This window comes from Streptomyces himalayensis subsp. himalayensis (assembly GCF_013778455.1).
Taxonomy (GTDB): Bacteria; Actinomycetota; Actinomycetes; order Streptomycetales; family Streptomycetaceae; genus Streptomyces; species Streptomyces himalayensis.
This window is the reverse complement of sequence record NZ_JACEHE010000004.1, coordinates 108,518-128,112: the sequence shown is the minus strand read 5'-3', so window position 1 is coordinate 128,112 and position 19,595 is coordinate 108,518. Positions and strand designations below refer to the sequence as shown.

At 69.9% G+C, this 19,595-nt stretch carries 20 protein-coding genes and 1 pseudogene; 12 read left to right on the top strand and 9 right to left on the bottom strand.

What is annotated here, in order from left to right; genetic code table 11:
• Positions 1-19 precede the first annotated feature (19 nt).
• Positions 20-748, top strand: coding sequence for a lysophospholipid acyltransferase family protein (locus tag H1D24_RS08865; RefSeq protein WP_181656863.1), 729 nt, complete (start codon positions 20-22; stop codon positions 746-748).
• Between the two features lie 97 nt (positions 749-845).
• Here the strand turns inward: H1D24_RS08865 and H1D24_RS42235 are convergent.
• The 5 genes and pseudogenes from H1D24_RS42235 to H1D24_RS08845 form a co-directional block, all read right to left on the bottom strand.
• Positions 846-1,082: pseudogene (locus tag H1D24_RS42235) on the bottom strand (cytoplasmic protein); the annotation flags it as partial.
• A 13-nt stretch (positions 1,083-1,095) separates the two neighbouring features.
• On the bottom strand, positions 1,096-1,668 hold the full coding sequence (locus H1D24_RS08860) for a transglutaminase domain-containing protein (protein ID WP_181656862.1): 573 nt from the start codon (positions 1,666-1,668) through the stop codon (positions 1,096-1,098).
• An 84-nt stretch (positions 1,669-1,752) separates the two neighbouring features.
• Positions 1,753-2,823, bottom strand: coding sequence for a threonine aldolase family protein (locus tag H1D24_RS08855; RefSeq protein WP_181656861.1), 1,071 nt, complete (start codon positions 2,821-2,823; stop codon positions 1,753-1,755).
• Positions 2,820-3,566 (bottom strand): SDR family NAD(P)-dependent oxidoreductase, encoded by a 747-nt coding sequence (locus tag H1D24_RS08850; protein ID WP_181656860.1) that lies wholly within the window; start codon positions 3,564-3,566, stop codon positions 2,820-2,822. The genes H1D24_RS08855 and H1D24_RS08850 overlap by 4 nt, the downstream gene beginning before the upstream one ends.
• Positions 3,567-3,604: 38 nt before the next feature.
• A complete protein-coding gene (locus H1D24_RS08845; protein WP_181656859.1) occupies positions 3,605-5,002 on the bottom strand; it encodes a DUF6421 family protein in 1,398 nt (465 codons plus the stop codon).
• Positions 5,003-5,338: 336 nt separating this feature from the next.
• Here H1D24_RS08845 and H1D24_RS42230 point away from each other — a divergent pair, with 336 nt between their 5' ends.
• The gene (locus H1D24_RS42230) at positions 5,339-5,464 is read left to right on the top strand and encodes a hypothetical protein (protein ID WP_258563950.1); all 126 of its coding nucleotides are present in this window, start codon (positions 5,339-5,341) and stop codon (positions 5,462-5,464) included.
• Between the two features lie 103 nt (positions 5,465-5,567).
• Entirely contained in the window at positions 5,568-6,251 is a 684-nt protein-coding gene (locus H1D24_RS08840; protein ID WP_181656858.1) for a glycerophosphodiester phosphodiesterase, read from the top strand.
• A 60-nt stretch (positions 6,252-6,311) separates the two neighbouring features.
• Here H1D24_RS08840 and H1D24_RS08835 read toward each other — a convergent pair whose 3' ends face one another.
• Positions 6,312-6,863 carry a GNAT family N-acetyltransferase gene (locus tag H1D24_RS08835; RefSeq protein WP_181656857.1) on the bottom strand — a complete coding sequence of 184 codons (552 nt, stop codon included), beginning with the start codon at positions 6,861-6,863 and terminating at the stop codon, positions 6,312-6,314.
• A 71-nt stretch (positions 6,864-6,934) separates the two neighbouring features.
• On the opposite strand from H1D24_RS08835, the gene H1D24_RS08830 reads away from it, so the two are divergent.
• The gene (locus H1D24_RS08830) at positions 6,935-7,327 is read left to right on the top strand and encodes a VOC family protein (RefSeq protein ID WP_181656856.1); all 393 of its coding nucleotides are present in this window, start codon (positions 6,935-6,937) and stop codon (positions 7,325-7,327) included.
• Between the two features lie 83 nt (positions 7,328-7,410).
• Here the strand turns inward: H1D24_RS08830 and H1D24_RS08825 are convergent, their stop codons facing one another.
• Positions 7,411-7,956, bottom strand: coding sequence for a MarR family winged helix-turn-helix transcriptional regulator (locus H1D24_RS08825; RefSeq protein WP_181657108.1), 546 nt, complete (start codon positions 7,954-7,956; stop codon positions 7,411-7,413).
• Positions 7,953-9,617 (bottom strand): FUSC family protein, encoded by a 1,665-nt coding sequence (locus tag H1D24_RS08820; RefSeq protein ID WP_181656855.1) that lies wholly within the window; start codon positions 9,615-9,617, stop codon positions 7,953-7,955. Before H1D24_RS08820 ends, H1D24_RS08825 begins: the two co-directional genes overlap by 4 nt.
• A 170-nt stretch (positions 9,618-9,787) precedes the next feature.
• Between H1D24_RS08820 and H1D24_RS08815 the strand changes: the two genes are divergently transcribed.
• The 5 genes from H1D24_RS08815 to H1D24_RS08795 all read left to right on the top strand — a co-directional run bounded on the left by H1D24_RS08815 (position 9,788) and on the right by H1D24_RS08795 (position 13,969).
• Positions 9,788-10,387: a DUF5134 domain-containing protein gene (locus H1D24_RS08815; protein WP_181656854.1), complete on the top strand. Its 600-nt coding sequence runs from the start codon at positions 9,788-9,790 to the stop codon at positions 10,385-10,387.
• A gap of 104 nt (positions 10,388-10,491) precedes the next feature.
• Entirely contained in the window at positions 10,492-11,427 is a 936-nt protein-coding gene (locus H1D24_RS08810; protein WP_181656853.1) for a M56 family metallopeptidase, read from the top strand.
• Positions 11,428-11,485: 58 nt separating this feature from the next.
• A complete protein-coding gene (locus H1D24_RS08805; protein WP_181656852.1) occupies positions 11,486-12,286 on the top strand; it encodes a phosphatase PAP2 family protein in 801 nt (266 codons plus the stop codon).
• Positions 12,287-12,319: 33 nt separating this feature from the next.
• Positions 12,320-13,015, top strand: coding sequence for an HAD family hydrolase (locus H1D24_RS08800; RefSeq protein WP_181656851.1), 696 nt, complete (start codon positions 12,320-12,322; stop codon positions 13,013-13,015).
• Positions 13,016-13,279: 264 nt separating this feature from the next.
• Positions 13,280-13,969, top strand: a complete 690-nt coding sequence (locus tag H1D24_RS08795; protein ID WP_181656850.1) for a TetR/AcrR family transcriptional regulator — start codon at positions 13,280-13,282, stop codon at positions 13,967-13,969.
• A gap of 92 nt (positions 13,970-14,061) precedes the next feature.
• On the opposite strand, the gene H1D24_RS08790 is transcribed toward H1D24_RS08795, so the two are convergent.
• Positions 14,062-15,564, bottom strand: coding sequence for an LVIVD repeat-containing protein (locus H1D24_RS08790; protein ID WP_181656849.1), 1,503 nt, complete (start codon positions 15,562-15,564; stop codon positions 14,062-14,064).
• 183 nt (positions 15,565-15,747) lie between these two features.
• Here H1D24_RS08790 and H1D24_RS08785 point away from each other — a divergent pair, with 183 nt between their 5' ends.
• The 3 genes from H1D24_RS08785 (at position 15,748) to H1D24_RS08775 (ending at position 19,509) form a co-directional block, all read left to right on the top strand.
• Complete coding sequence (locus tag H1D24_RS08785) at positions 15,748-16,416, top strand: DUF305 domain-containing protein (RefSeq protein WP_374064189.1); 669 nt, start codon at positions 15,748-15,750, stop codon at positions 16,414-16,416.
• Between the two features lie 118 nt (positions 16,417-16,534).
• Entirely contained in the window at positions 16,535-17,890 is a 1,356-nt protein-coding gene (locus H1D24_RS08780) for an FAD-dependent oxidoreductase (RefSeq protein ID WP_181656848.1), read from the top strand.
• 233 nt (positions 17,891-18,123) lie between these two features.
• The gene (locus tag H1D24_RS08775) at positions 18,124-19,509 is read left to right on the top strand and encodes a nucleobase:cation symporter-2 family protein (RefSeq protein WP_181656847.1); all 1,386 of its coding nucleotides are present in this window, start codon (positions 18,124-18,126) and stop codon (positions 19,507-19,509) included.
• The last annotated feature ends 86 nt before the right edge of the window (positions 19,510-19,595 follow it).

Sequence of the window (19,595 nt, the reverse complement as noted above, 5' to 3'; positions counted from 1 at the left end):
CGAAGGGCCCTCCCCACCCATGGCAGAGCTTGTCTACCGTCCGGTCATCGGTGCCGCACTCACGCTGTTCAAGGCACTCGACCTGAAGATCGACTGCAAGGGGTCGGAGAACATCCCCCGCTCGGGCGGGGCGGTGCTGGTGAGCAACCACATCGGCTACCTGGATTTCATCTTCAACGGCCTCGCCGCGCTGCCGCAGAAGCGTCTGGTGCGCTTCATGGCGAAGGAGTCCGTCTTCCGTCACAAGGTCTCCGGACCGCTGATGCGCGGGATGAAGCACATCCCGGTGGACCGTAAGCAGGGCGAGCACGCGTACGCGCACGCGCTCGACTCACTGCGCGCCGGTGAGATCATCGGGGTGTTCCCCGAGGCGACCATCTCGCAGTCGTTCACGCTGAAGAGCTTCAAGTCCGGTGCCGCACGCCTGGCTCAGGAGGCCGGCGTTCCGCTGATCCCGATGGCCGTGTGGGGTACACAGCGGCTGTGGACGAAGGGCCGCCCGCGCAACTTCAAGCGCCAGCACATCCCGATCACCATCCGCGTCGGCGAGGCGGTGGAGGCCCCGCGCGACCAGTACGCGGGCGCGATCACGCGGCGCGTGCGCGATCGGGTGCAGGAGCTCCTCGAGGCCGCGCAGCGCGCCTACCCGGTGCGCCCGAAGGGCCCGGACGACACGTGGTGGATGCCGGCCCACCTCGGCGGTACGGCTCCGACGCCCGCCGAGGTGAAGGCCGCCGAGGCCCCCTGACGGGTTACGCCCGAGACTCCGGGCATGGAGACTTAGCCGCGCCCCGGGGATGAACTTCTCGATCGGTTCGGCCAGTTCGGCGCCCGCCGCCTCCGGGTCGCAGCGGGGTCCCTGCCTTGGCCGTGCAGGCCTCGCGCCAGGCGACCATGTGCGGGCCCTGGTGCGGGGCGCGCCCGCCGAGGCGCTCCGCGAGACGCCAGGCCACGTCGTCCAGGAGTGCCGAAGTGGCCTCGGTGCTGGGACCGTTCACGAGGCCGTACGCCTCGACGGCGACGTGCGTGAAACCGGGCGCCAGGGCGCGGACCTCGCCCGACACCGTGCGCGCGCGGGCCATCCTCTGCCGTGCCTCAGAGTGCGATGGGAAGCGCCTTCCACAGGTGCTCCCGGTCGGTGGCGTCCGTGAGGGCGCGCAGCACGGCCGGGTGAGGCTCGGCGTACAGCACTGGATAGTCCAGCTCATTGGACTTTTGGTCCGGCATGAAGGCGAGGCACTCACCGTCCAGCGAGAACTGGGCGTCGACCCCCGGCTTGTTGCCGCGCGGATCCTGGCGGTGCCATGCGCCACGGAACCGCACGGCGACCAGCCCGTGCACCATGTCGAACTTCTGGTAGCACAGGGCCGTCGGGATGTCCTCGGCTCGGAGCAGCGCAGCCAGCGCATGGGCCTTGGCGTGACAGATGCCGGTGCGCTGCTCCAGGACGTCGGAGGCGCGCCAGGTCACGCGCATGTCGCCACTGTCGGCAGAGTGCGGGATCTCGTCGCGCACGAACTCGTAGGCGGCCTGCGCATAGGCATACGAGTCCACCGCTCCCGCGGCGATACGTGCCGCCGTCTCGCGCACCAGCGGATGGTGATGGTCGATGACGTCATCAGCGGCCAAGTAGGCCGAAAGATCGGGGTTCTCCTGGATCAACTCCATGCCCGCAGAGCATAGGAATATCGCCGACCGGGAGTCAATAGCTTTTCGCTAGCCGGTATACTTATGCAAGGCGAGGGGTGCTGCTCAGCGCGCCATCTCCTCCTTGAGCGCCGCCACGAACCCGTCGACGTCGTCCTCGGTCGTGTCGAAGGAGCACATCCAGCGGACGTCGCCCGCCGCCTCGTCCCAGAAGTAGAAGCGGTAGCGCTTCTGCAGCCGGGCGCTGACGTCGTGCGGAAGTCGCGCGAAGACCGCGTTCGCCTGCACCGGGTAGAGGATCTCGACCCCGTGCACGGCACGCACGCCCTCGGCGAGGCGCTGCGCCATCTCATTGGCATGGCGGGCGTTGCGCAGCCACAGGTCCTTGGCGAGCAGCGCCTCCAACTGCACGGACACGAAACGCATCTTGGAGGCGAGCTGCATCGACAGCTTCCGCAGATGCTTCATATGGCTGACGGCGTCCTGGTTGAGGACGACGACGGCCTCACCGAACAGCGCGCCGTTCTTGGTGCCGCCGAAGGACAGGATGTCGACGCCGACCGCGTTGGTGAACGCCCGCATGGGGACGTTCAGCGACGCCGCGGCGTTGGCTATCCGCGCCCCGTCGATGTGCACCCTCATCCCGTGCGCATGCGCGTGTTCGCAGATCGCGCGGATCTCGTCGACCGTGTAGACCGTGCCGAGTTCGGTGTTCTGCGCGATCGAGACGACCTGGGGCATGGCACGGTGCTCGTCGTCCCAGCCGTACGCCTGCCGGTCGATCAGATCGGGCGTGAGCTTGCCGTCGGGCGTGGGGACCGTGAGCAGCTTCAGGCCGCCCATCCGCTCGGGGGCGCCCCCCTCGTCGACGTTGATGTGCGCACTCTCGGCGCAGATCACCGCGCCCCAGCGGTCGGTGACCGCCTGGAGCGCCACGACGTTCGCGCCCGTGCCGTTGAAGACCGGGAAGGCCTCGGCGGTCGCACCGAAGTGGCCCCGGATGACCTGCTGCAGATGCGCGGTGTAGTCGTCCTCGCCGTAGGCGATCTGGTGACCGCCGTTGGCGAGGGCGAGCGCGGCGAGGACCTCGGGGTGGGCGCCGGCGTAGTTGTCGCTGGCGAATCCGCGGATCTCCGGGTCGTGATGACGCCGGGCGTCGGTCTTCGGAGGGTTCACGGCTTCTCGGTGAGCCACAGACGCTGTCCGTTCACTTCCTGGGCGGGCCTCTCCCAGAGCCCGGCGATGGCCTCGGCCAGCTCCTTGACGTCTGTGAAGCCCGCGAACTTCGCGTTGGGTTTCTCGGCGCGCATGGCCTCGTGCACCAGCGCCTTCACCACCAGGATCGCAGCCGCCGACGTGGGCCCCTCAGGGCCCCCGGCCTTGCGGAAGAAGTCCGCCATGGCCAGTGTCCATGCCTCGGCGGCGGCCTTGGCCGCTGCGTAGGCGGCGTTGCCCGCGGTGGGATTGCTCGCCCCCGCGGCGCTGATCAGGACGTACCGGCCGCGGTCGCTGCGCTGCAGCGCCTCGTGGAAGGCCAGGGAAGTGTGCTGCACGGTGCGGATGAGCAGCAACTCGAGGAAGTCCCAGTCGTCGACGTTCGTCCTGGTGAACGTCTCGCTGCCGCGCCAGCCGCCGACGAGGTGCACGAGCCCGTCGACCCGGCCGAAGTCCTTCTCGATGCGGGTGGCCCAGTCGCGGGTGGCCCCCAGGTCGAGCAGGTCGACCGTGTCCCCGACGACGCTGGCGCCGCCGTGTGCGTAACGTGCCGCGTCAACGGCCTCCGCCAGTCGCTCCGGATCGTTGTCCGAGCCGACGACGGTGGCCCCCGCCTCGGCGAGCCGCAGCAGCGCCGCACGCCCTGCGGGTCCACCCGCACCGGCCACCGCGATCACCGCACCGCTGAGAGCCCCGTTCCCCATGATCCTCGCCTCCTGAGCAGTGTTGTGGACGTGATCGCTCACGCGGCGACCCGCTCGGCGCTGTCCGCCGTGATCCCCTTGGTGGAGGCGATCACGTCCTTCAGCTTCTTGGAGAGCGCCTCATAGAACATGCTGAGCGGAAACTCGTCCGGAAGCACGTCATCCACGAGTTTGCGCGGCGGCTGCGTCAGGTCAAGGGCGTCGGGGCCCTTGGCCCAGCGCGATCCGGGGTGCGGGGCGAGGTAGCGGGACACCAGCTCGTATCCGGCGAACCAGTGGACCAGCTTCGGCCGGTCGATTCCGTCGCGGTAGAGCTTCTCGATCTCGGCGCACAGCTGGTTGGTGACCTGCGGGGCGCGGTCCCAGTCGATGTGCAGCTTGTTGTCCGTCCAGCGCACCACGTCGTGCTTGTGCAGGTACGCGAAGAGCAGCTGGCCGCCGAGGCCGTCGTAGTTGCGTACGCGCTCGCCGGTGACGGGGAAGCGGAACATACGGTCGAACAGCACCGCGTACTGCACGTCCCGGCCCTGCGAGAAGCCGTCGGCCTCGAGCTTCACGGCCTCCTTGAAGGCGGTGAGGTCGCAGCGCAGCTCCTCCAGGCCGTACATCCAGAACGGCTGGCGCTGCTTGATCATGAACGGGTCGAAGGGCAGATCGCCGTGGCTGTGGGTGCGGTCGTGGACCATGTCCCACAGGACGAACGCCTGCTGGCAGCGGTCCTGATCGGCGACCATGTCGCGGATGTCGTCGGGCAGGTCGAGACCCAGGATGTCGACCGCGGCGCCGGTGACGCGGCGGAAGCGGGCCGCCTCGCGGTCGCAGAATATGCCGCCCCAGGTGAAGCGCTCGGGCGCCTCGCGCACGGCGATGGTCTCCGGGAAGAGCACCGCGGAGTTGGTGTCGTAGCCGGAGGTGAAGTCCTCGAACGTGATGCCGCAGAAGAGCGGGTTGTCGTAGCGCGTGCGCTCCAGCTCGGCGAGCCAGTCCGGCCACACCATGCGCAGCACGACCGCTTCGAGGTTGCGGTCCGGGTTGCCGTTCTGCGTGTACATCGGGAAGACCACGAGGTGCTGCAGCCCGTGCTCGCGGTGCGCGGCCGGCTGGAACGCGAGCAGCGAGTCCAGGAAGTCCGGGACCTGGAAGCCGCCCTCGGCCCAGCGGCGCAGATCCTTGACCAGGGCGTGGTGATACTCGGCGTCGTGCGGCAGAAGCGGCGCGAGCTGCTCGATGGCCGACACCACGCGGTCCACGGCGAGTTCGGCCACGAACTTCGACGGCGCACCGTCGGCCGCGAAGTCGATCGAACCGTCCTTGGCCTGCCAGGGCCGTATCTCTTCCACGGCATCCTTGATCACGGGCCAAGCCGGGTGCTCCACCACCCTGCCCATGGAAGGATCCTTCCCCTCCACGACCGCCTGCACAAGAATTTCCGTCATAACCCATCCTCCACGGGAGAACCTCGCGTAGGCACACCATATGTGTAAGCGCTTTGCCTCACAAGGCGAGAGTTCCGTAGATCCTCCGGCGATCCCCTGCCCACACCGCTCTTTTTTCTGTGACACCGCGTCACAGGAGGCAATTTGTGACAGATTCGACGGAATGATCTCCGCGGCGCCCGAGGGTCCAGGGCAGTCCTCCGATTCGAGCAGATCCGGCGGCCGTCAACCCTTTTCAGGACGCGCCCACGCAGGAGTGACGGGTACGCGGCGGTGGCGCGCCGGCCGGTAGGACAGGCCGCGTCCCTCCCCTCACACCCTTGGAGCCCGGCAGTCATGAGCACCCGCACCGTCCTCGTCGCCGCCGCCATCACCGCGATCGTCCTGGGGGTCGTCGGCACCAGAGCGAACGCTTCCACCGACCCGCGTCGGAACGGTTCCATCGCGGAGGCGGGCCGTTAGGCTGCGATCTGGCCGCGCGGCGCCCCCTACCCCGAGCTGCGATGGAGCGGGGGCACGGTGCCGCGCGGGAGCCGAGCCGCCGTCGACGGAAGCGGAGTCCACCTTGAACTTCCTCACCATCGGTCATCGCGGAATCATGGGTGTCGAGCCCGAGAACACCCTTCGTTCCTTCATCGCCGCGGAACACGCGGGCCTCGACCTGATCGAACTCGATCTGCATCTCAGCAAGGACGGCGCGCTCGTGGTGATGCACGACGCCGACGTGGACCGTACGACCGACGGCAAGGGGCCGATCGCCGAGAAGACCCTCGACGAGCTGCGCGCCCTGGACGCGGGCGGCGGCGAGCGTATCCCCGTTTTCGAAGAGGTGCTGGACGCGGTCAAGTCACCGCTGCAGGCAGAGATCAAGGACGTGGCCGCGGCCCGCGCACTGGCAGAGGTCATGCACCGGCGCGATCTCGTCTCGCGGGTCGAGGTGCTGTCGTTCCACGACGAGGCCATCGCCGAGATCTCGCGTCTCGTCCCCGGCGTACGGACGGCGCTCGTCGCCAGCCGCTACGGCACCGACGTCGTGGAGCGGGCCACGGCGGTCGGTGCCGCCGCGCTCGTGCTGAACATCCGCCGCCTCACCCTGGAGATCGTGGAGCGCGCGCGCAAGGCCGACCTGAGGATCATCGGCTGGGTCGTGAACACCCAGGAGCATCTGCGGCTGGTGCGCGCCCTCGAGCTGGACGGGGCGACCACCGACTACCCGGAGATCAAGCGCACGGGCCGGTTCACCGCGTGAGCACCGGGCGCGGTTCACCCCGTGGCGGCCGAGGGAACCGGCCGGGTCACCGCATGAGGGTCAGCCGAGCGGCTTGACCAGCAGTTCGAACTGCAGGTCCGGGCGCTGGGGGATGCCGAACCGCTCGTCGCCGTACGGGAAGGGCGTCATCTCACCCGTACGGCGGTAGCCGCGCCGCTCGTACCAGGCTACGAGGTCCTCGCGCACCGAGATCACCGTCATCTGCATCTCGGTCGCGCCCCACTCCTCGCGCGCGGTCCGCTCCGCCTCGGCGATGATCACCTTGCCCAGCCCGCCGCCCTGCAGATCGGGCCGGACGGCGAACATCCCGAAGTAGGCGCTCGCACCCCGGTGCTCCAGCTGGCAGCAGGCGATGATCGCGCCGTCGCGCTCGACGGTCAGCAGCCGGCTGTCGGGCGACTTGATGACGGCGAGGACGCCCTCAGGGTCGGTGCGCTGACCTTCGAGGATGTCCGCCTCGGTCGTCCAGCCGCCGCGGCTGGAGTCCCCGCGGTACGCCGATTCGATGAGCGCGACGAGCGCGTCCACGTCGGCGTCGATGGCCGCCCTGAAGACGAGGTCGCCGGTGTCGGGGCGCGGGGCGGTCTCCATGGGGCGGTTCTCCGATCTCTGGTGCTGCCGGGGCTCCGTTGAGCCTAACGCGGCGGCTAGGGTGCGTCGGTATGGTGCACGTACTGAGCAGCAGGATCCTGCTGCGGCCGACCGATCCCGAGCGTTCACGGGCCTTCTACGGCGAGCAGCTGGGTCTGGGCGTCTACCGCGAGTTCGGCACGGGGCCCGAGCGCGGCACGGTCTACTTCCTCGGCGGCGGTTTCCTCGAGGTCTCGGGCCGCTCCGATTCCCCGCCGTCCCCCGGAATGGAACTGTGGATGCAGGTCGCGGACGCGGCCGCGGCCCACGACCAGCTCAAGGAGCGCGGCGTCGACGTGCTGCGGCCGCCACAGAAGGAGCCGTGGGGGTTGATCGAGATGTGGATCGCCGACCCCGACGGCATCAGGATCTGCATCGTCGAAGTCCCCGCCGATCACCCGATCCGCTGCCGTCCGGGCATCTGACCCCTCGGGCCGCTCGGTTCGGCTTCACGCCCCGGCAGGCCTCAGGCACCGGCCCCGGCACCAGTCCTTCTGTGGCGCCGGGCCTAGGGCCCTGGGCCTAGGCCCGGGGCCCGCCCAGTGCCCCCCTCCAAGCGGCGGAGCAGCTCTCCCAGGCGGGCGCTCAGCTCCCGCTGGTCCGCGGGGTCGAGGCCGGAGAGGACGTCCTTCTCGTAGCCGAGCTGCACGGGGAGGATCGAGTCGACCAGGTCGCGACCCGCGTCCGTCAGCGTCACATGGGCGACGCGCCGGTCGCGGACGTCGCCGTGCCGCTCGATGAGACCGCGCTCCTGGAGCTGCTTGAGGCGCTTGGTGACGGCGGCACCGGAGGAGAAGGTCTCGCGTGCGAGCCCGCTCGGCGTCAGGTCGCGGCCCGTACGGCGCAGTGCGCCGAGGAGGTCGAACTCGGGGCGGGTGAGTCCGGCCCGCCGCAGTGGCGCGTCCTCGGCCTGCTGCAGCAGTGCCGCACAGCGGTTGATGCGGCCGATGATCTCCATGGGTCCGGTGTCCGTGCCGGGATGGACGGCCTGCCACTGCCGCACCACCACGGCGACGGTGTCGTCGGCCGCCGTACGGCGGTTCGGTGTCGTCATGTCCGTGCACCTTCCGATGCGTGCAGGCCCTGCCGCCGTACCAAGGCGGCAAGCGTACGGTGTCCGGCCTGCTCGGCGAGGACCACCTTCTCCATGGGCAGCGCGCGCTGCCACCATTCTCCTGCGGCGGCGTCGGCTGCGTCGCGCAGGGCGACGACCGCTGCGGCGAGAGCTCGGCGGGCTGTTTCCAGGGCGCCGGGCGCGGGGTGGGGGTCGGCCAGGATGCGCTCGGCATGTTCGCGGGCGCTGTCGGTGGCTGTCAGGGCGCGCTCGATCTGGTCGGCGGCGCGCCGGTTCGTGACGGCGATGGCGGCGGCCATGCCGACCAGGGCGCCGACCAGCGTGTCCACGACTCGGTCGACGACCAGTTCGCCGGTCTGCTGGAACTGCGCGAACTCGGTGATGAGCAGTGCCATGGGCGTCACGAACGCGCTGCCGAGCCAGTAGTTGCGGCCCATCAGCCACTCGACGACCCAGCTGACGACCAGGAAGCAGACGACGAGCGCCGCCTGGCCGAGGTGGGCGACCGGCACGATCGCCGCGAACAGCAGCACGCCGACGAGATTGCCGACGACGCGCTGCACGCCCCGCTTCCAGGACAGCGTGACGTTGGCCTGGTAGAGGGAGGCCGCGGTGACGATGGCCCAGTACGGGCGGCCGACGCCGAGGGCGAGTGACGCATATCCGGCGACGGCGCAGCCGATGGCGCAGCGCAGGGCGATGGGCAGTAGCGGCGAGCCGGGGCCGATGCGGCGCCACAGCGAGGGCTTCGCGCCCGCGGCCTCGGCGTCGACGCCGAGGAGTTCGTCGGCGGCGCCGATCGTGACCGGGGGGCGGGGTACCGCGCCGCTGCCGCGCAGTGCCCTGGCCCAGGCGCGCAGCTGTACGGCGTCCGTGGCCGTGGGGGCGGCCAGGGCGACCTCGGCGCGGACGACGAGGAGTTCGAGGGCGCGCCGCGCCGCGGTGCGCTCGCCGGTGGCCATCAGCGACTCCCAGGCCGCGTGGATGGCGGCGGCACCTGCGCTCCGGGCGCGTTCATGCCCGGCGGCGGTGCCCTGGGTGCCGACGTAGGCGGCTGCGGCATTCAGGGCGTCGGCGGTGGCGCGGCGCTCGGGGCCGTGCGGCCGGACCAGGGCGGGTGCCATGCCGATCAGCCAGGAGACGACGCCGGCACCGGCTGCCAGCGCGAGATGGCCGGGCACCTGTCCGAGCGTCTGCGGAGCGAACAGCGAGGCGGAGGTGATGAAAGTGAAGATCACCGAGCCGGGCGGGCCGAGACGCGTCGCATCGCAGAGGATCTTCTGCGCGGCGGCGAGTACCGCTCCGACGGTCACCAGCACCACCGCGGAACTTGTGAGCGAGGCGGTGACCAGGGCGACGGCGAGCCCCGCGACCATGCCGACGACGACCCAGAAGAGGGCACGCGCGCGTGCGGCGTAGGGGCGATTGTGCGCGTAGAGGGCACAGAACGAACCGGCCATGGTGTACATGGCGAGATCGAGCCGGTCGAGCGCCAGCAGCGTGAGGATCGGGATCGCTGCCGAGATCGCGACGCTCCAGGCCCGCTTGAACCAGATGTCGGGCGCCTTGCCGAGGCGCAGGACACCGGCAAGCGGCAGCCGGTGGACACGTCGAGGCTGGTGGGGTGGTGCGCTGCTCATGGAGACAAGTTTAGCAAGTGTTTCACAAGAAAAACATTCGAAAACCGATCGGCCCCCTCCCCTCCCCCTCTCCATGCCGAGTGCTCCCCCAATACCCCCGTGCGCTCGCATGCGCCCCCGCAGCCCGGGGGCATCTACTCGCCGACATCGTCGAGCGGGGGAGGTGCGCCGTGCACGGACCGGCATCGTCCGGCTGGCTGCTCGTCGCGCTGTGTGCGGCGGCCGGGGCGTACTGTCTGCTCCGCATGCGCAGCGGCGTGGAGGATCAGCGCCGGGCGGCGGGCGGCGAAGCCCTCATGGGCTTCGGGATGGCCGTGATGAGCGTGCCCGCCGCCGCACTGACCCCGCCGCCCTGGACGTGGCTCCTCTATACGGCGGTGTTCGGCGCCGCGGCGCTGCACGCTCTGTGGGCGGCCCGTACCAGCCCGCACCATCTGCACCACCTGGTGGGCGCGTTCGCCATGGTGTACATGGCGGCGGTGATGGCCGCCGCACCAGAGGGGCACGCCGGTCATGGCGGCGCGGGTGTTCCGCTGCTCACGGGCGTACTGCTGCTCTACTTCGCCGGATACGTGCTGTGGGCGGGCGTCCGGCTCGTGCCCGTGGCGGCGGCTGGAGGTCCCTCCTTCTCGGGCGAAGCCGAGAGCTTGGGAGAGGGACACGGCGGCCGTGGTTCCGCGCCGGCCGCGTGGGGCGACCGGCCGGAGCTGGCCCGGGCGTGCCGGCTGTCCATGGGCATCGGCATGATCGCGATGCTGCTCACGCTCTGACACCCGTTCTCCGGTCCGGCAGGTCCCGGATCCGCCCGTGGCATACGTCACTTGCAGCGACGGCCCATACCCTCGGGCACCGCCCCCTGAATAGGCTGGCGCTCATGATGGTCCCCGCGGCACTGCTGCTGCTCGGCGCCCTGACCGCCGTCATGGCCCCGCGGCTGCTCGCCCGGTCCGACTGGGCGGAACGCGAACCGGTGGTCGCGTTGTGGGTGTGGCAGTGCGTCGTGGCGGCCGTTCTGCTGTGCTGCGCCCTCTCGATGACGCTCAGCGCCGCTGTCGCCTGGCAGGCGGTGCGCGGTCATGTGTTCGCCCCGGCGCCGCACGCGGTCGTGGCCGCGTACAACCCCGGCACCACCGGTCCCTGGCCTGCGGCGATCGCCGTACTGCTCGCCTGCGGCGGTGTGTGGACCGCGGCGATGCTGACCCGCGAGATCGCCCGTGCGCGGGGGCGGCGCAGGAAGCGGCGGGCCGAACTCCTCGTCCGTGCACCGCTGCTGCCCGGCGAGGAGCCGGGCAGTGACCGGCTCGTGGTACTGGAGGGCGAGCGCCCCGACGCCTGGTGGCTGCCGGGTGCGGCGCCCCGGCTGGTCATCACCACGGCAGCGTTGCGCCGGTTGAAGGGGCGTCAGTTGGATGCCGTGCTCGCCCACGAGCAGGGACATGCGCAGGCCCGGCACGACTGGCTGCTTCACTGCTCGGCCGCGCTGGCCAACGGCTTTCCGCAGGTACCGGTCTTCGCGGCCTTCCGGGACGAGATGCACTGGCTGGTCGAACTGGCGGCCGACGACGTCGCGTCGCGCCGTTTCGGACGGCTGACGATCGCGCTTGCCCTGGTCGGCCTGAACGAGGACCGGGGGGTCTTCGGCCCTTGCCCAGCTCCGGAGGCGCATGTGCCGCAGCGGGTGCACCGGTTGCTCGCTCCCCCGGCTCGGCTGACCGCCGGACGCCGGCTGCAGTTGACCGCGGCCGCCGCCCTGGTGCCCGTCGTGCCGCTGCTGGTGACGTTCGTGCCCGGCCTGCACGCCCTGGGATGACACGGGCCACATGCCCCGGAGTTGGCCTTCGGGCCGGGCCGTCGGCGAGTATCACTCCATGCACCCTGCACCGCTTCAGGATCCGGCCCGCACACACCGCACACTCGACACCCGGTCCGCGCGCGCCGCTCTGGCCCTTGCGGTTCCCTCGGTTCTGCTCGTCCTGCTGGTCACGCTCCAGTGGGGGCCCCTTGTGGACCTCGACGGCGGCATCTCCCGCACGACGCACCGCTGGGCGGTCGCCGAACCGGAGCTCACGCAGGTCAACCGCATTCTGACGGACTGGGTGTGGGATCCCTGGACAATGCGTGCGCTGTGCGCCGCCACCGCTGTGTGGCTGGCCTGGCGGCACCGTGCATGGTGGCTCGCCCTATGGGTTGCAGCCACATGTGCAATCGGCACATGTATCCAGCAGTCACTCAAGGCGGCGGTCGGACGCGAACGGCCCGTGTGGCCCGACCCCGTGGACTCCGCCCACTACGCGGCCTTTCCCTCAGGCCATGCCATGACGGCGACGGTCGTGTGCGGGCTGCTGCTGTGGCTGGTCCGGCTCTACGGCGCGGGGCGGGCCCTGTGGCGCGCGGCGGTGGTGCTCGCCGTGTTCTCCGTCATCGGGGTCGGGCTGACCCGCGTATGGCTGGGTGTGCACTGGCCGTCGGACGTACTGGGCGGCTGGTTGCTCGGGTCCCTGCTGGTGGCGCTCGCGGTGACGTCCTACGGGAGGGTCATGCCGGACAGGAGGGGCATGCCGTACGGGGACGTGATGCAGCAAGGAGACGACGTGCCGGGGAAGACCGGGCGGCACACGACGTGGCGCGATGGACGCGCTCAGGAGGTGCGCGGCTCCGGCCGTCCTTGACCGGATGAGGCAGGGGCGCGAAGGATCAGGCCCATGACGATCAAAGGCGTGTTGTTCGACTTCTCCGGGACCCTGTTCCGTATCGAGTCCAGCGAATCGTGGTTGCGCGCCGTGCTCGACGAGGCGGGAATCGTCCTTCCCGAGCCGGAGTTGCTCCGCACCGCCGCCGCCCTGGAGGCTGCCGGCGCCCTGGCCGGCGGGTCGTTTCCGCAGCACGTGCCCGACCACCTCGCGGAGGCATGGGCCACCCGGGACAGGACCGCCGAACTGCACCGGGCCGCATACACCGGACTCTCCCGCCAGGTGCCGTTGCCCGACCCGGCGCTGCATGACGCGCTCTATGACCGCCATATGACTCCCGCCGCATGGGCTCCCTATCCCGACGCCGCCGAGGTTCTCCAGGCGCTGCGCGGTCGCGGGATCGCCGTGGGAGTGGTCAGCAACATCGGCTGGGATCTCCGGCCGATCTTCCGCGAACACGGCCTCGACCCGTACGTGGGCACGTACGTCCTGTCGTACGAGCACGGCATCCAGAAGCCGGACCCGCGGCTGTTCGCGACGGCCTGCGACGCACTCGGCGTCACACCACAGGACACGCTCATGGTCGGCGACGACCGGCGTGCGGACGGTGGTGCGGCCGCTCTCGGCTGCGCGGTGCACTTCGTGGAGCATCTGCCTGCGCTGGACCGGCCTGACGGGCTACGGCCAGTGCTGGACCTCATCGGCTGAGGTGTGGCACAGGGGATTCCCGGCCAGGAGCCCTGGCACCCGCCGCCGTTTCAGGGACACACCTCCCGCCGCCCGGCGCGCGAGACTGGAACCATGGGCGCAACGCACCGCGATGCCCATGTCGACCTGGCTGAACGCGCCGCTGTCCACATGGACGATCCCCCGCGTCGCCCATGCGGACAGCCACCCCGAAAGGGCCGCTTACGGCTGCTTTCGGACTCTCCGAGTATACTGGCTCGGAGCCAGTCAACGCAGGAGTACAGGATGTCCCCGCGCAGCGCATCGGTCAATGAAGAATTGCGCCGACGATCCCGGGAGCGACTGCTGCAGGCGACGGTCGAGCTGGTCAGCGAACGCGGATACGAGGCGACGACGCTCGGCGACATCGCGGACCGGGCCGGGGCGGCGCGGGGCCTGGTGTCGTATTACTTCCCCGGGAAGCGCCAGTTGCTGCAGTCGGCCGTGCACCGGCTGATGCACCGTACGCTCCAGGATGCGCTCGAGCGGGAGCCGCGGACCGAGGACGGCCGTGAGCGGATGGCCAGGGCCATCGACGCGATTCTGGGGCTGGCCGAGGACTGGCCGTTGCTGATGCGGTCCCACATGGCGGGAATCCTGCAGGCGGAGGGCTTCATTCAGTGCCCGGAGCAGCAGCGGCTCGCCGAACTGCTGCGCGACACCGTCCAGCGGTACGGGACGACGGACGTGGACCACGACTATCCGGTGCTGCGTGCCCTGCTGATGGGCGCGGTGTTCGCGGAGCTGATGCCCGGGGCTCCGATGCCCATGGCGACGCTGCGGGCAGAGCTGTTCAAGCGGTACGGGCTGGAGTGGGAGCTCGGTGTCCCGCCGGGCGAGGAGCCGCCCGGCGGGACGCGTGCCGTGGAGTTCGCCCCGATCATCGTGACGGGGCGGTCCCCGGCCGGCCAGGATTCCGTCGACCAGTCGACCTGATCACTTCGACTTGATCAGCTGCCGGCCGACCGTCTTGACCGGTCGAATCCGCCCGGTCGGACTGACTGGCCGGACTGATCGGTCAAACTTGATCAGTCGAAGTAGTCCGGCTGCGTCTGGACGTTCAGCTCGCTGAGACGGACGCGCTTGGCAGGGTCGGTCCTCCTGTCGCTGATCTTCAGGACGTCGAGGCCCTTGGCGATGTCGTTCGAGTAGATGTAGCCGTTGTAGTAGTACGCCGACCAGGAACCACCCACGACGATGCGGTCCGTGGTGAGCGGCCCACGCTCGAAGTAGGCGATCTCCTTCGGCTTCGACGAGTCGGTGAAGTCCCAGACCGAGACGCCGCCCTGGTACCAGGCCTGGACCATCAGGTCCTTGCCCTTGACGGGGATGATGGAGCCGTTGTGGGCCACGCAGTTCTCGGTGTCGGCCTGGTGGCGCGGGATCTTGTAGTAGCTGCGGAAGACCAGCTTGCTCTCGTCGCCCTTGCCGACGATGTCGTAGATGCCGTTGGCGCCACGGTTCGGGCCGATGGCCGCGTTGCAGGTGGCTCCGCTGCCGCCGCCCAGCTCGTCGGTGAAGACGACCTTGTCCGTCGTCTGGTTGAAGGTCGCCGAGTGCCAGAACGCGAAGTTGACGTTGTCCTGGACCTGGTCGATGACCTTCGGGTGCTCGGGATCCTCGATGGAGAACAGGATGCCGTCACCCATGCACGCACCAGCAGCAAGGTCCTTGGAGGGCAGGACCGTGATGTCGTGGCAGCCCGTCGTCTTGGAGACGCCCGGGTTGGTGGGCGCGCCCGGGTTGCCGCCGCCATCGGGGCCGTCGCCCGGGAAGAGCACGGGGAAGTTGACGATCGCGGCCTTCTCGGGCGCGCTGCGCGGCACCTTGATGACGGAGATGCCGTCGTGCGGCGGCTGGCAGTCGGGGAACGTCGCGCTCGGCGAGTACGAGGAGACGTAGACGTAGACGTTCTTGCCCTCGGGAACCAGCGTGTGGGTGTGCGAGCCGCAGGCGGTCTCGACGGCGGCGACGTACTTCGGGTTCGCCTTGTCGCTGATGTCGAAGACCTTCATGCCCTCCCAGGACGACTTCTCGGTCGCGGGCTGCGTGGTGCTGCTGCAGGAGTTGTCGCTGCGCGAGGAGTCGGTGGAGAGGAAGAGCAGGTTCCCGGACACGGAGATGTCGTTCTGCGAGCCGGGGCACAGCACTTGGGAGACCGACTTCGGTTCCTTCGGGTTGCTGATGTCGAAGATGCGGAAGCCGTCGTAGTTGCCGGCGAACGCGTAGTTGCCCTGGAAGGCCAGGTCCGAATTCGTGCCCGGCAGGGCCTCCTTGGGGATGTTGACGAGGTGTTCGATGTTGGCGGAGTGGACGATCTCGTCCTGCCCGGGTATCTCCCCGCTCTCGATGGCCGCCTCGGCGTCGGCGGCCTCGCTCTTCGACACCCTTTCAGGCGCGGCCGGGGCATCGCCGGGGTCGGGCGTCGCAGCCGCGGGTCCGGCCGTGAGCAGCGCGCCGAGGAGACCTGCCGCGGCTGCGGCAACTCCCAGGCGTCTGCGTCGGGTTCGGGGGTTCTTCAACAGGGTCACTGCATCCTCCCTAGATGCCGTTCACGGATGAACGGTTCAGGCACCCCCGCAGTATCGTCTTCATCATGCACAGATCAACAGAGTGCAATGTACTCGTAACGAAATTTCTTGATCGCCAGTGCTCGGAAGCGTGCTAGGACGGACTTCGGTCCCCCAACTCACCCTGCGCCACAGGAGGTTTCAGTGTTTTACCGCCGTATGTCGCCCTTGCGCGCTGCCGTCGTCGCCATCTCTCTGACGGTGGCCGTCATGGCACTGGGCGGCTGCGACTCCGACGACGGGTCCGCGAACGGCGCTGGGAAGCCCTCGGCCGGTCCCTCCGTCATAGCCCCCGGCAAGCCGGGTGAGGCGGCCGAGACGCTGTCCGCCGCGGACGCAGCGAAGAGGGGATCGGACGACTCCCCCAACTCGGCCGACTTCGCCTATGCGCAGATGATGATCGTGCACCACAGCCAGGCCCTCGAGATGACCGCCCTCGTGCCGACGCGCGCCGGGTCGTCGCAGGTGGAACGGCTCGCGGACCGGATCTCCGCCGCCCAGCTGCCGGAGATCAACGCCATGAAGGGCTGGCTGAAGACCCACGGCGGTTCGGAACAGCCGCAGCAGCAGGAGCATGATCATGCGGCAATGCCGGGCATGGCCACGGAGGCGCAGCTGAAGGAGTTGCGCGCGGCGAAGGGCAAGGCGTTCGACGAGCTCTTCCTCAAACTGATGATCACGCACCACGACGGCGCGATCACGATGGCCACAGATGTGCTCGCACAGGGCAACAACATCCAGGTCGAAGAGATGGCCAATGATGTGATCGCACAGCAGACCAGCGAGATCAACCGGATGCGTGAACTGTCCTGATCCGTACCCCCCGGTGTGCGGCGCACCTCCCCACGGGCGTGCCGCGGTGCGATGCTGGAGGTACGCGCAGTCACCTCGCCGATGAGGTGCCGCCGTCCCTCGTGGAAGGAGCTCCGCCGTGCTCCAGGTCGCCGTGGTCGGCTCGGGTCCGAGCGGGGTCTACACCGCGCAGAGCCTCGTCCAGCAGAACCAGGTCCCCGACGTCCGCGTGGACGTGCTGGACCGCCTGCCGTGCCCGTACGGCCTCGTGCGTTATGGCGTCGCCCCCGACCACGAGAAGATCAAGTCCCTGCAGAACAACCTGCGGACCGTTCTGGAGGACGACCGCGTGCGGTTCCTCGGCGGGGTCGAGGTGGGTCCGGGCGGGGTGACTCCCGCGCGGCTGCGGGAGCTCTATGACGCGGTGGTCTACTGCGTGGGCGCCTCGACGGACCGCAGGCTGGGCGTGCCGGGCGAGGAGCTGCCCGGGAGCTGGTCGGCGACGGAGTTCGTGTCCTGGTACAGCGCGCACCCGGACACCACGACCGACGGTTTCGTCGCGGGGGCGCAGTCGGCCGTCGTGATCGGTGTCGGGAACGTGGCCGTGGACGTGACGCGCATGCTGGCCCGCGGCGCCGACGAGCTGCGGCCCACCGACATGCCCGAGGCCGCACTGCGGGCACTGGGCGCCAGCCGCGTGCAGGAGATCAGCATGGTGGGGCGGCGCGGGCCGTCCCAGGCGAAGTTCACGACCAAGGAGCTGCGCGAGCTCGGGTCGCTGCCGGACGCCGATGTCGTCGTGGACCCCGAAGAACTGGCGCTCGACCCGGCGTACGCCGATCCCTCCGGGCTGCCCGCCGCGAACCGGCGCAACATCGAGGTGCTGCGTGGCTGGGCCGAGCGGCCTCCGCAGGGGCGTGCCCGGCGCATCCGTCTGCGGTTCTTCCTCCGCCCCGTGGAGCTCCTGGAGTCGGCGGGCCGTGTCGGTGCGGTGCGCTTCGAGCGCACGCTGCCGGACGGGCTTGGCGGGGTGAGGGGCACGGGCCGGTACGAGGACATCGAGGCGCAGCTGGTCCTGCGCTCCGTCGGCTACCGCGGAGTGCCGTTGGACGGACTGCCGTTCGACTCCCAGCGGGGCACCGTGCCGCACGCGGGCGGGCGTGTCCTGCGCGACGGCCAGGTGTCGCCCGGTGAGTACGTCGCCGGGTGGATCAAGCGCGGACCGACCGGCGTCATCGGCACCAACCGCCCCTGCGCCAAGGAGACGGTGACCTCTTTGCTCGAGGATGCACCGGCCCTGGCCGGACGAGGCGCCCTGCCCGATCCGCTCGACGTCCTGCGCGCCGACGGTCTGCAGCCGGTCGAGTGGTCCGGATGGCGGGCGATCGAACAGGCGGAGGCCGAACTCGGCGCCTCTCTCGGGCGCGGGCCGGTGAAGATCGCTGACTGGGAGTCACTTCTGAAGGCGGCGCGGGGGGCTACGGCTGCCCGCTAGGCGGCAGCGGGAGCCCGGGGAACAGTGCCTCGGCGACAAAACGGTCGAACCTGACGTGCGGCGCGGACGCCGCCGGCGTCTGCCGCCTGCGTGCCCGCGGGCCTGAGCAGGCTGGACGGGGTCCAGCAGCCTTGACACATCCCGGCAACGCGCATGTAATCAACAAATTGTTTAAGGCGATTACGGTCTCGCGCAGTTCAAGTCACCCGCATCCCCCGGCCCTTGGAGTGCCCATGGCGTCCACAGCCCCACCCGTCCATCCCGTCGACGAGGTCCCGCCCGTCCGCCAACTCGCCGCCTTCGGGCTGCAGCACGTCCTCGCGATGTATGCGGGCGCTGTCGCCGTGCCGCTGATCGTGGGCGGTGCGATGCAGCTGCCACCGGCGGATCTGGCGTATCTGATCACTGCGGATCTGCTGCTGTGCGGCATAGCCACGCTCATCCAGTGCGTGGGTTTCTGGCGCTTCGGTGTGCGTCTGCCGATCATGCAGGGATGCACGTTCGCGGCGGTGTCACCGATGGTGCTCATCGGTACGACAGGCGGCGGGCTGCCGGCGATCTACGGCTCCGTGATCGTCTGCGGGCTCGCGATCATCCTGCTCGCGCCCGTCTTCGGAAAGCTCCTGCGCTTCTTCCCGCCCCTGGTGACCGGCACGGTGATCTTGATCATCGGCGTCTCGCTGCTGCCCGTGGCGGGGAACTGGGCCGCCGGCGGCGTCGGCGCGAAGGACTTCGGCGAGCCGAAGAACCTCGCGCTCGCGGCCTTCGTACTGGCCGTCGTCCTCGGTGTGCAGCGGTTCGCGCCCGCCTTCCTGAGCCGGATCGCGGTCCTGGTCGGCATCGCCGTCGGCATGGCGGTCGCGGTGCCGTTCGGCTTCACGGATTTCGGCGGGGTCGGCGAGGCCGACTGGTTCGGGATCAGCACGCCGTTCCACTTCGGCGCGCCCACCTTCCACGCATCGGCGATCGTGTCGATGCTGGTCGTGGGCCTTGTGACGATGACCGAGACCACCGGTGACTTCATCGCGGTCGGCGAAATGACCGACCGGAAGATCCAGCCGCGCACGCTCGCCGACGGACTCCGCGCCGACGGACTGTCGACGGTCCTCGGCGGTGTCTTCAACACCTTCCCGTACACGGCGTTCGCACAGAACGTGGGCCTCGTCGGCATGACCCGGGTCCGCAGCCGCTGGGTGGTCGCCACCGCGGGCGGCATCCTGGTCCTGCTGGGGCTGCTCCCCAAGCTGGGCGCGGTCGTCGCGGCGATTCCGGCGCCGGTGCTGGGCGGCGCGGGTCTGGTGATGTTCGGGACGGTCGCGGCGAGCGGTCTGCGCACGCTCGCCCAGGTGGACTTCAAGGGCAACCACAATCTGACCGTCGTGGCGGTGTCGGTCGCGGTGGGCATGCTGCCGGTCGGCGTCCCGGACATCTACCACCAGTTCCCCGACTGGTTCCAGACGGTGATGGACAGCGGCATCAGCGCCGGGTGCATCACGGCGATCGTGCTGAACCTGCTGTTCAACCACGTCGGCGGGAGCGTCCCGGGGCAGGCGCCGAAGGCCGCCGGGAGCGAGCCGGTGGAAGCAGCCGCTGCCACCGGGCCGGTCGGACCGGCATGACGTGGTCCGGCGGGGCGCACCCAGCATGACGGTCTGACCGGCATGACCTGGTCCGGCGCGGCGCACCCAGCATGACGGTCTGACCG

Coding starts and splice junctions, on each gene's coding strand:
- H1D24_RS08865 (WP_181656863.1), top strand. CDS start 20: ATGGCAGAGCTTGTCTACCGTCCGGTCATCGGTGCCGCACTCACGCTG.
- H1D24_RS08860 (WP_181656862.1), bottom strand. CDS start 1,668: ATGGAGTTGATCCAGGAGAACCCCGATCTTTCGGCCTACTTGGCCGCT.
- H1D24_RS08850 (WP_181656860.1), bottom strand. CDS start 3,566: ATGGGGAACGGGGCTCTCAGCGGTGCGGTGATCGCGGTGGCCGGTGCG.
- H1D24_RS08845 (WP_181656859.1), bottom strand. CDS start 5,002: ATGACGGAAATTCTTGTGCAGGCGGTCGTGGAGGGGAAGGATCCTTCC.
- H1D24_RS42230 (WP_258563950.1), top strand. CDS start 5,339: ATGAGCACCCGCACCGTCCTCGTCGCCGCCGCCATCACCGCGATCGTC.
- H1D24_RS08835 (WP_181656857.1), bottom strand. CDS start 6,863: ATGGAGACCGCCCCGCGCCCCGACACCGGCGACCTCGTCTTCAGGGCG.
- H1D24_RS08830 (WP_181656856.1), top strand. CDS start 6,935: ATGGTGCACGTACTGAGCAGCAGGATCCTGCTGCGGCCGACCGATCCC.
- H1D24_RS08825 (WP_181657108.1), bottom strand. CDS start 7,956: ATGACGACACCGAACCGCCGTACGGCGGCCGACGACACCGTCGCCGTG.
- H1D24_RS08820 (WP_181656855.1), bottom strand. CDS start 9,617: ATGAGCAGCGCACCACCCCACCAGCCTCGACGTGTCCACCGGCTGCCG.
- H1D24_RS08810 (WP_181656853.1), top strand. CDS start 10,492: ATGATGGTCCCCGCGGCACTGCTGCTGCTCGGCGCCCTGACCGCCGTC.
- H1D24_RS08805 (WP_181656852.1), top strand. CDS start 11,486: ATGCACCCTGCACCGCTTCAGGATCCGGCCCGCACACACCGCACACTC.
- H1D24_RS08800 (WP_181656851.1), top strand. CDS start 12,320: ATGACGATCAAAGGCGTGTTGTTCGACTTCTCCGGGACCCTGTTCCGT.
- H1D24_RS08795 (WP_181656850.1), top strand. CDS start 13,280: ATGTCCCCGCGCAGCGCATCGGTCAATGAAGAATTGCGCCGACGATCC.
- H1D24_RS08775 (WP_181656847.1), top strand. CDS start 18,124: ATGGCGTCCACAGCCCCACCCGTCCATCCCGTCGACGAGGTCCCGCCC.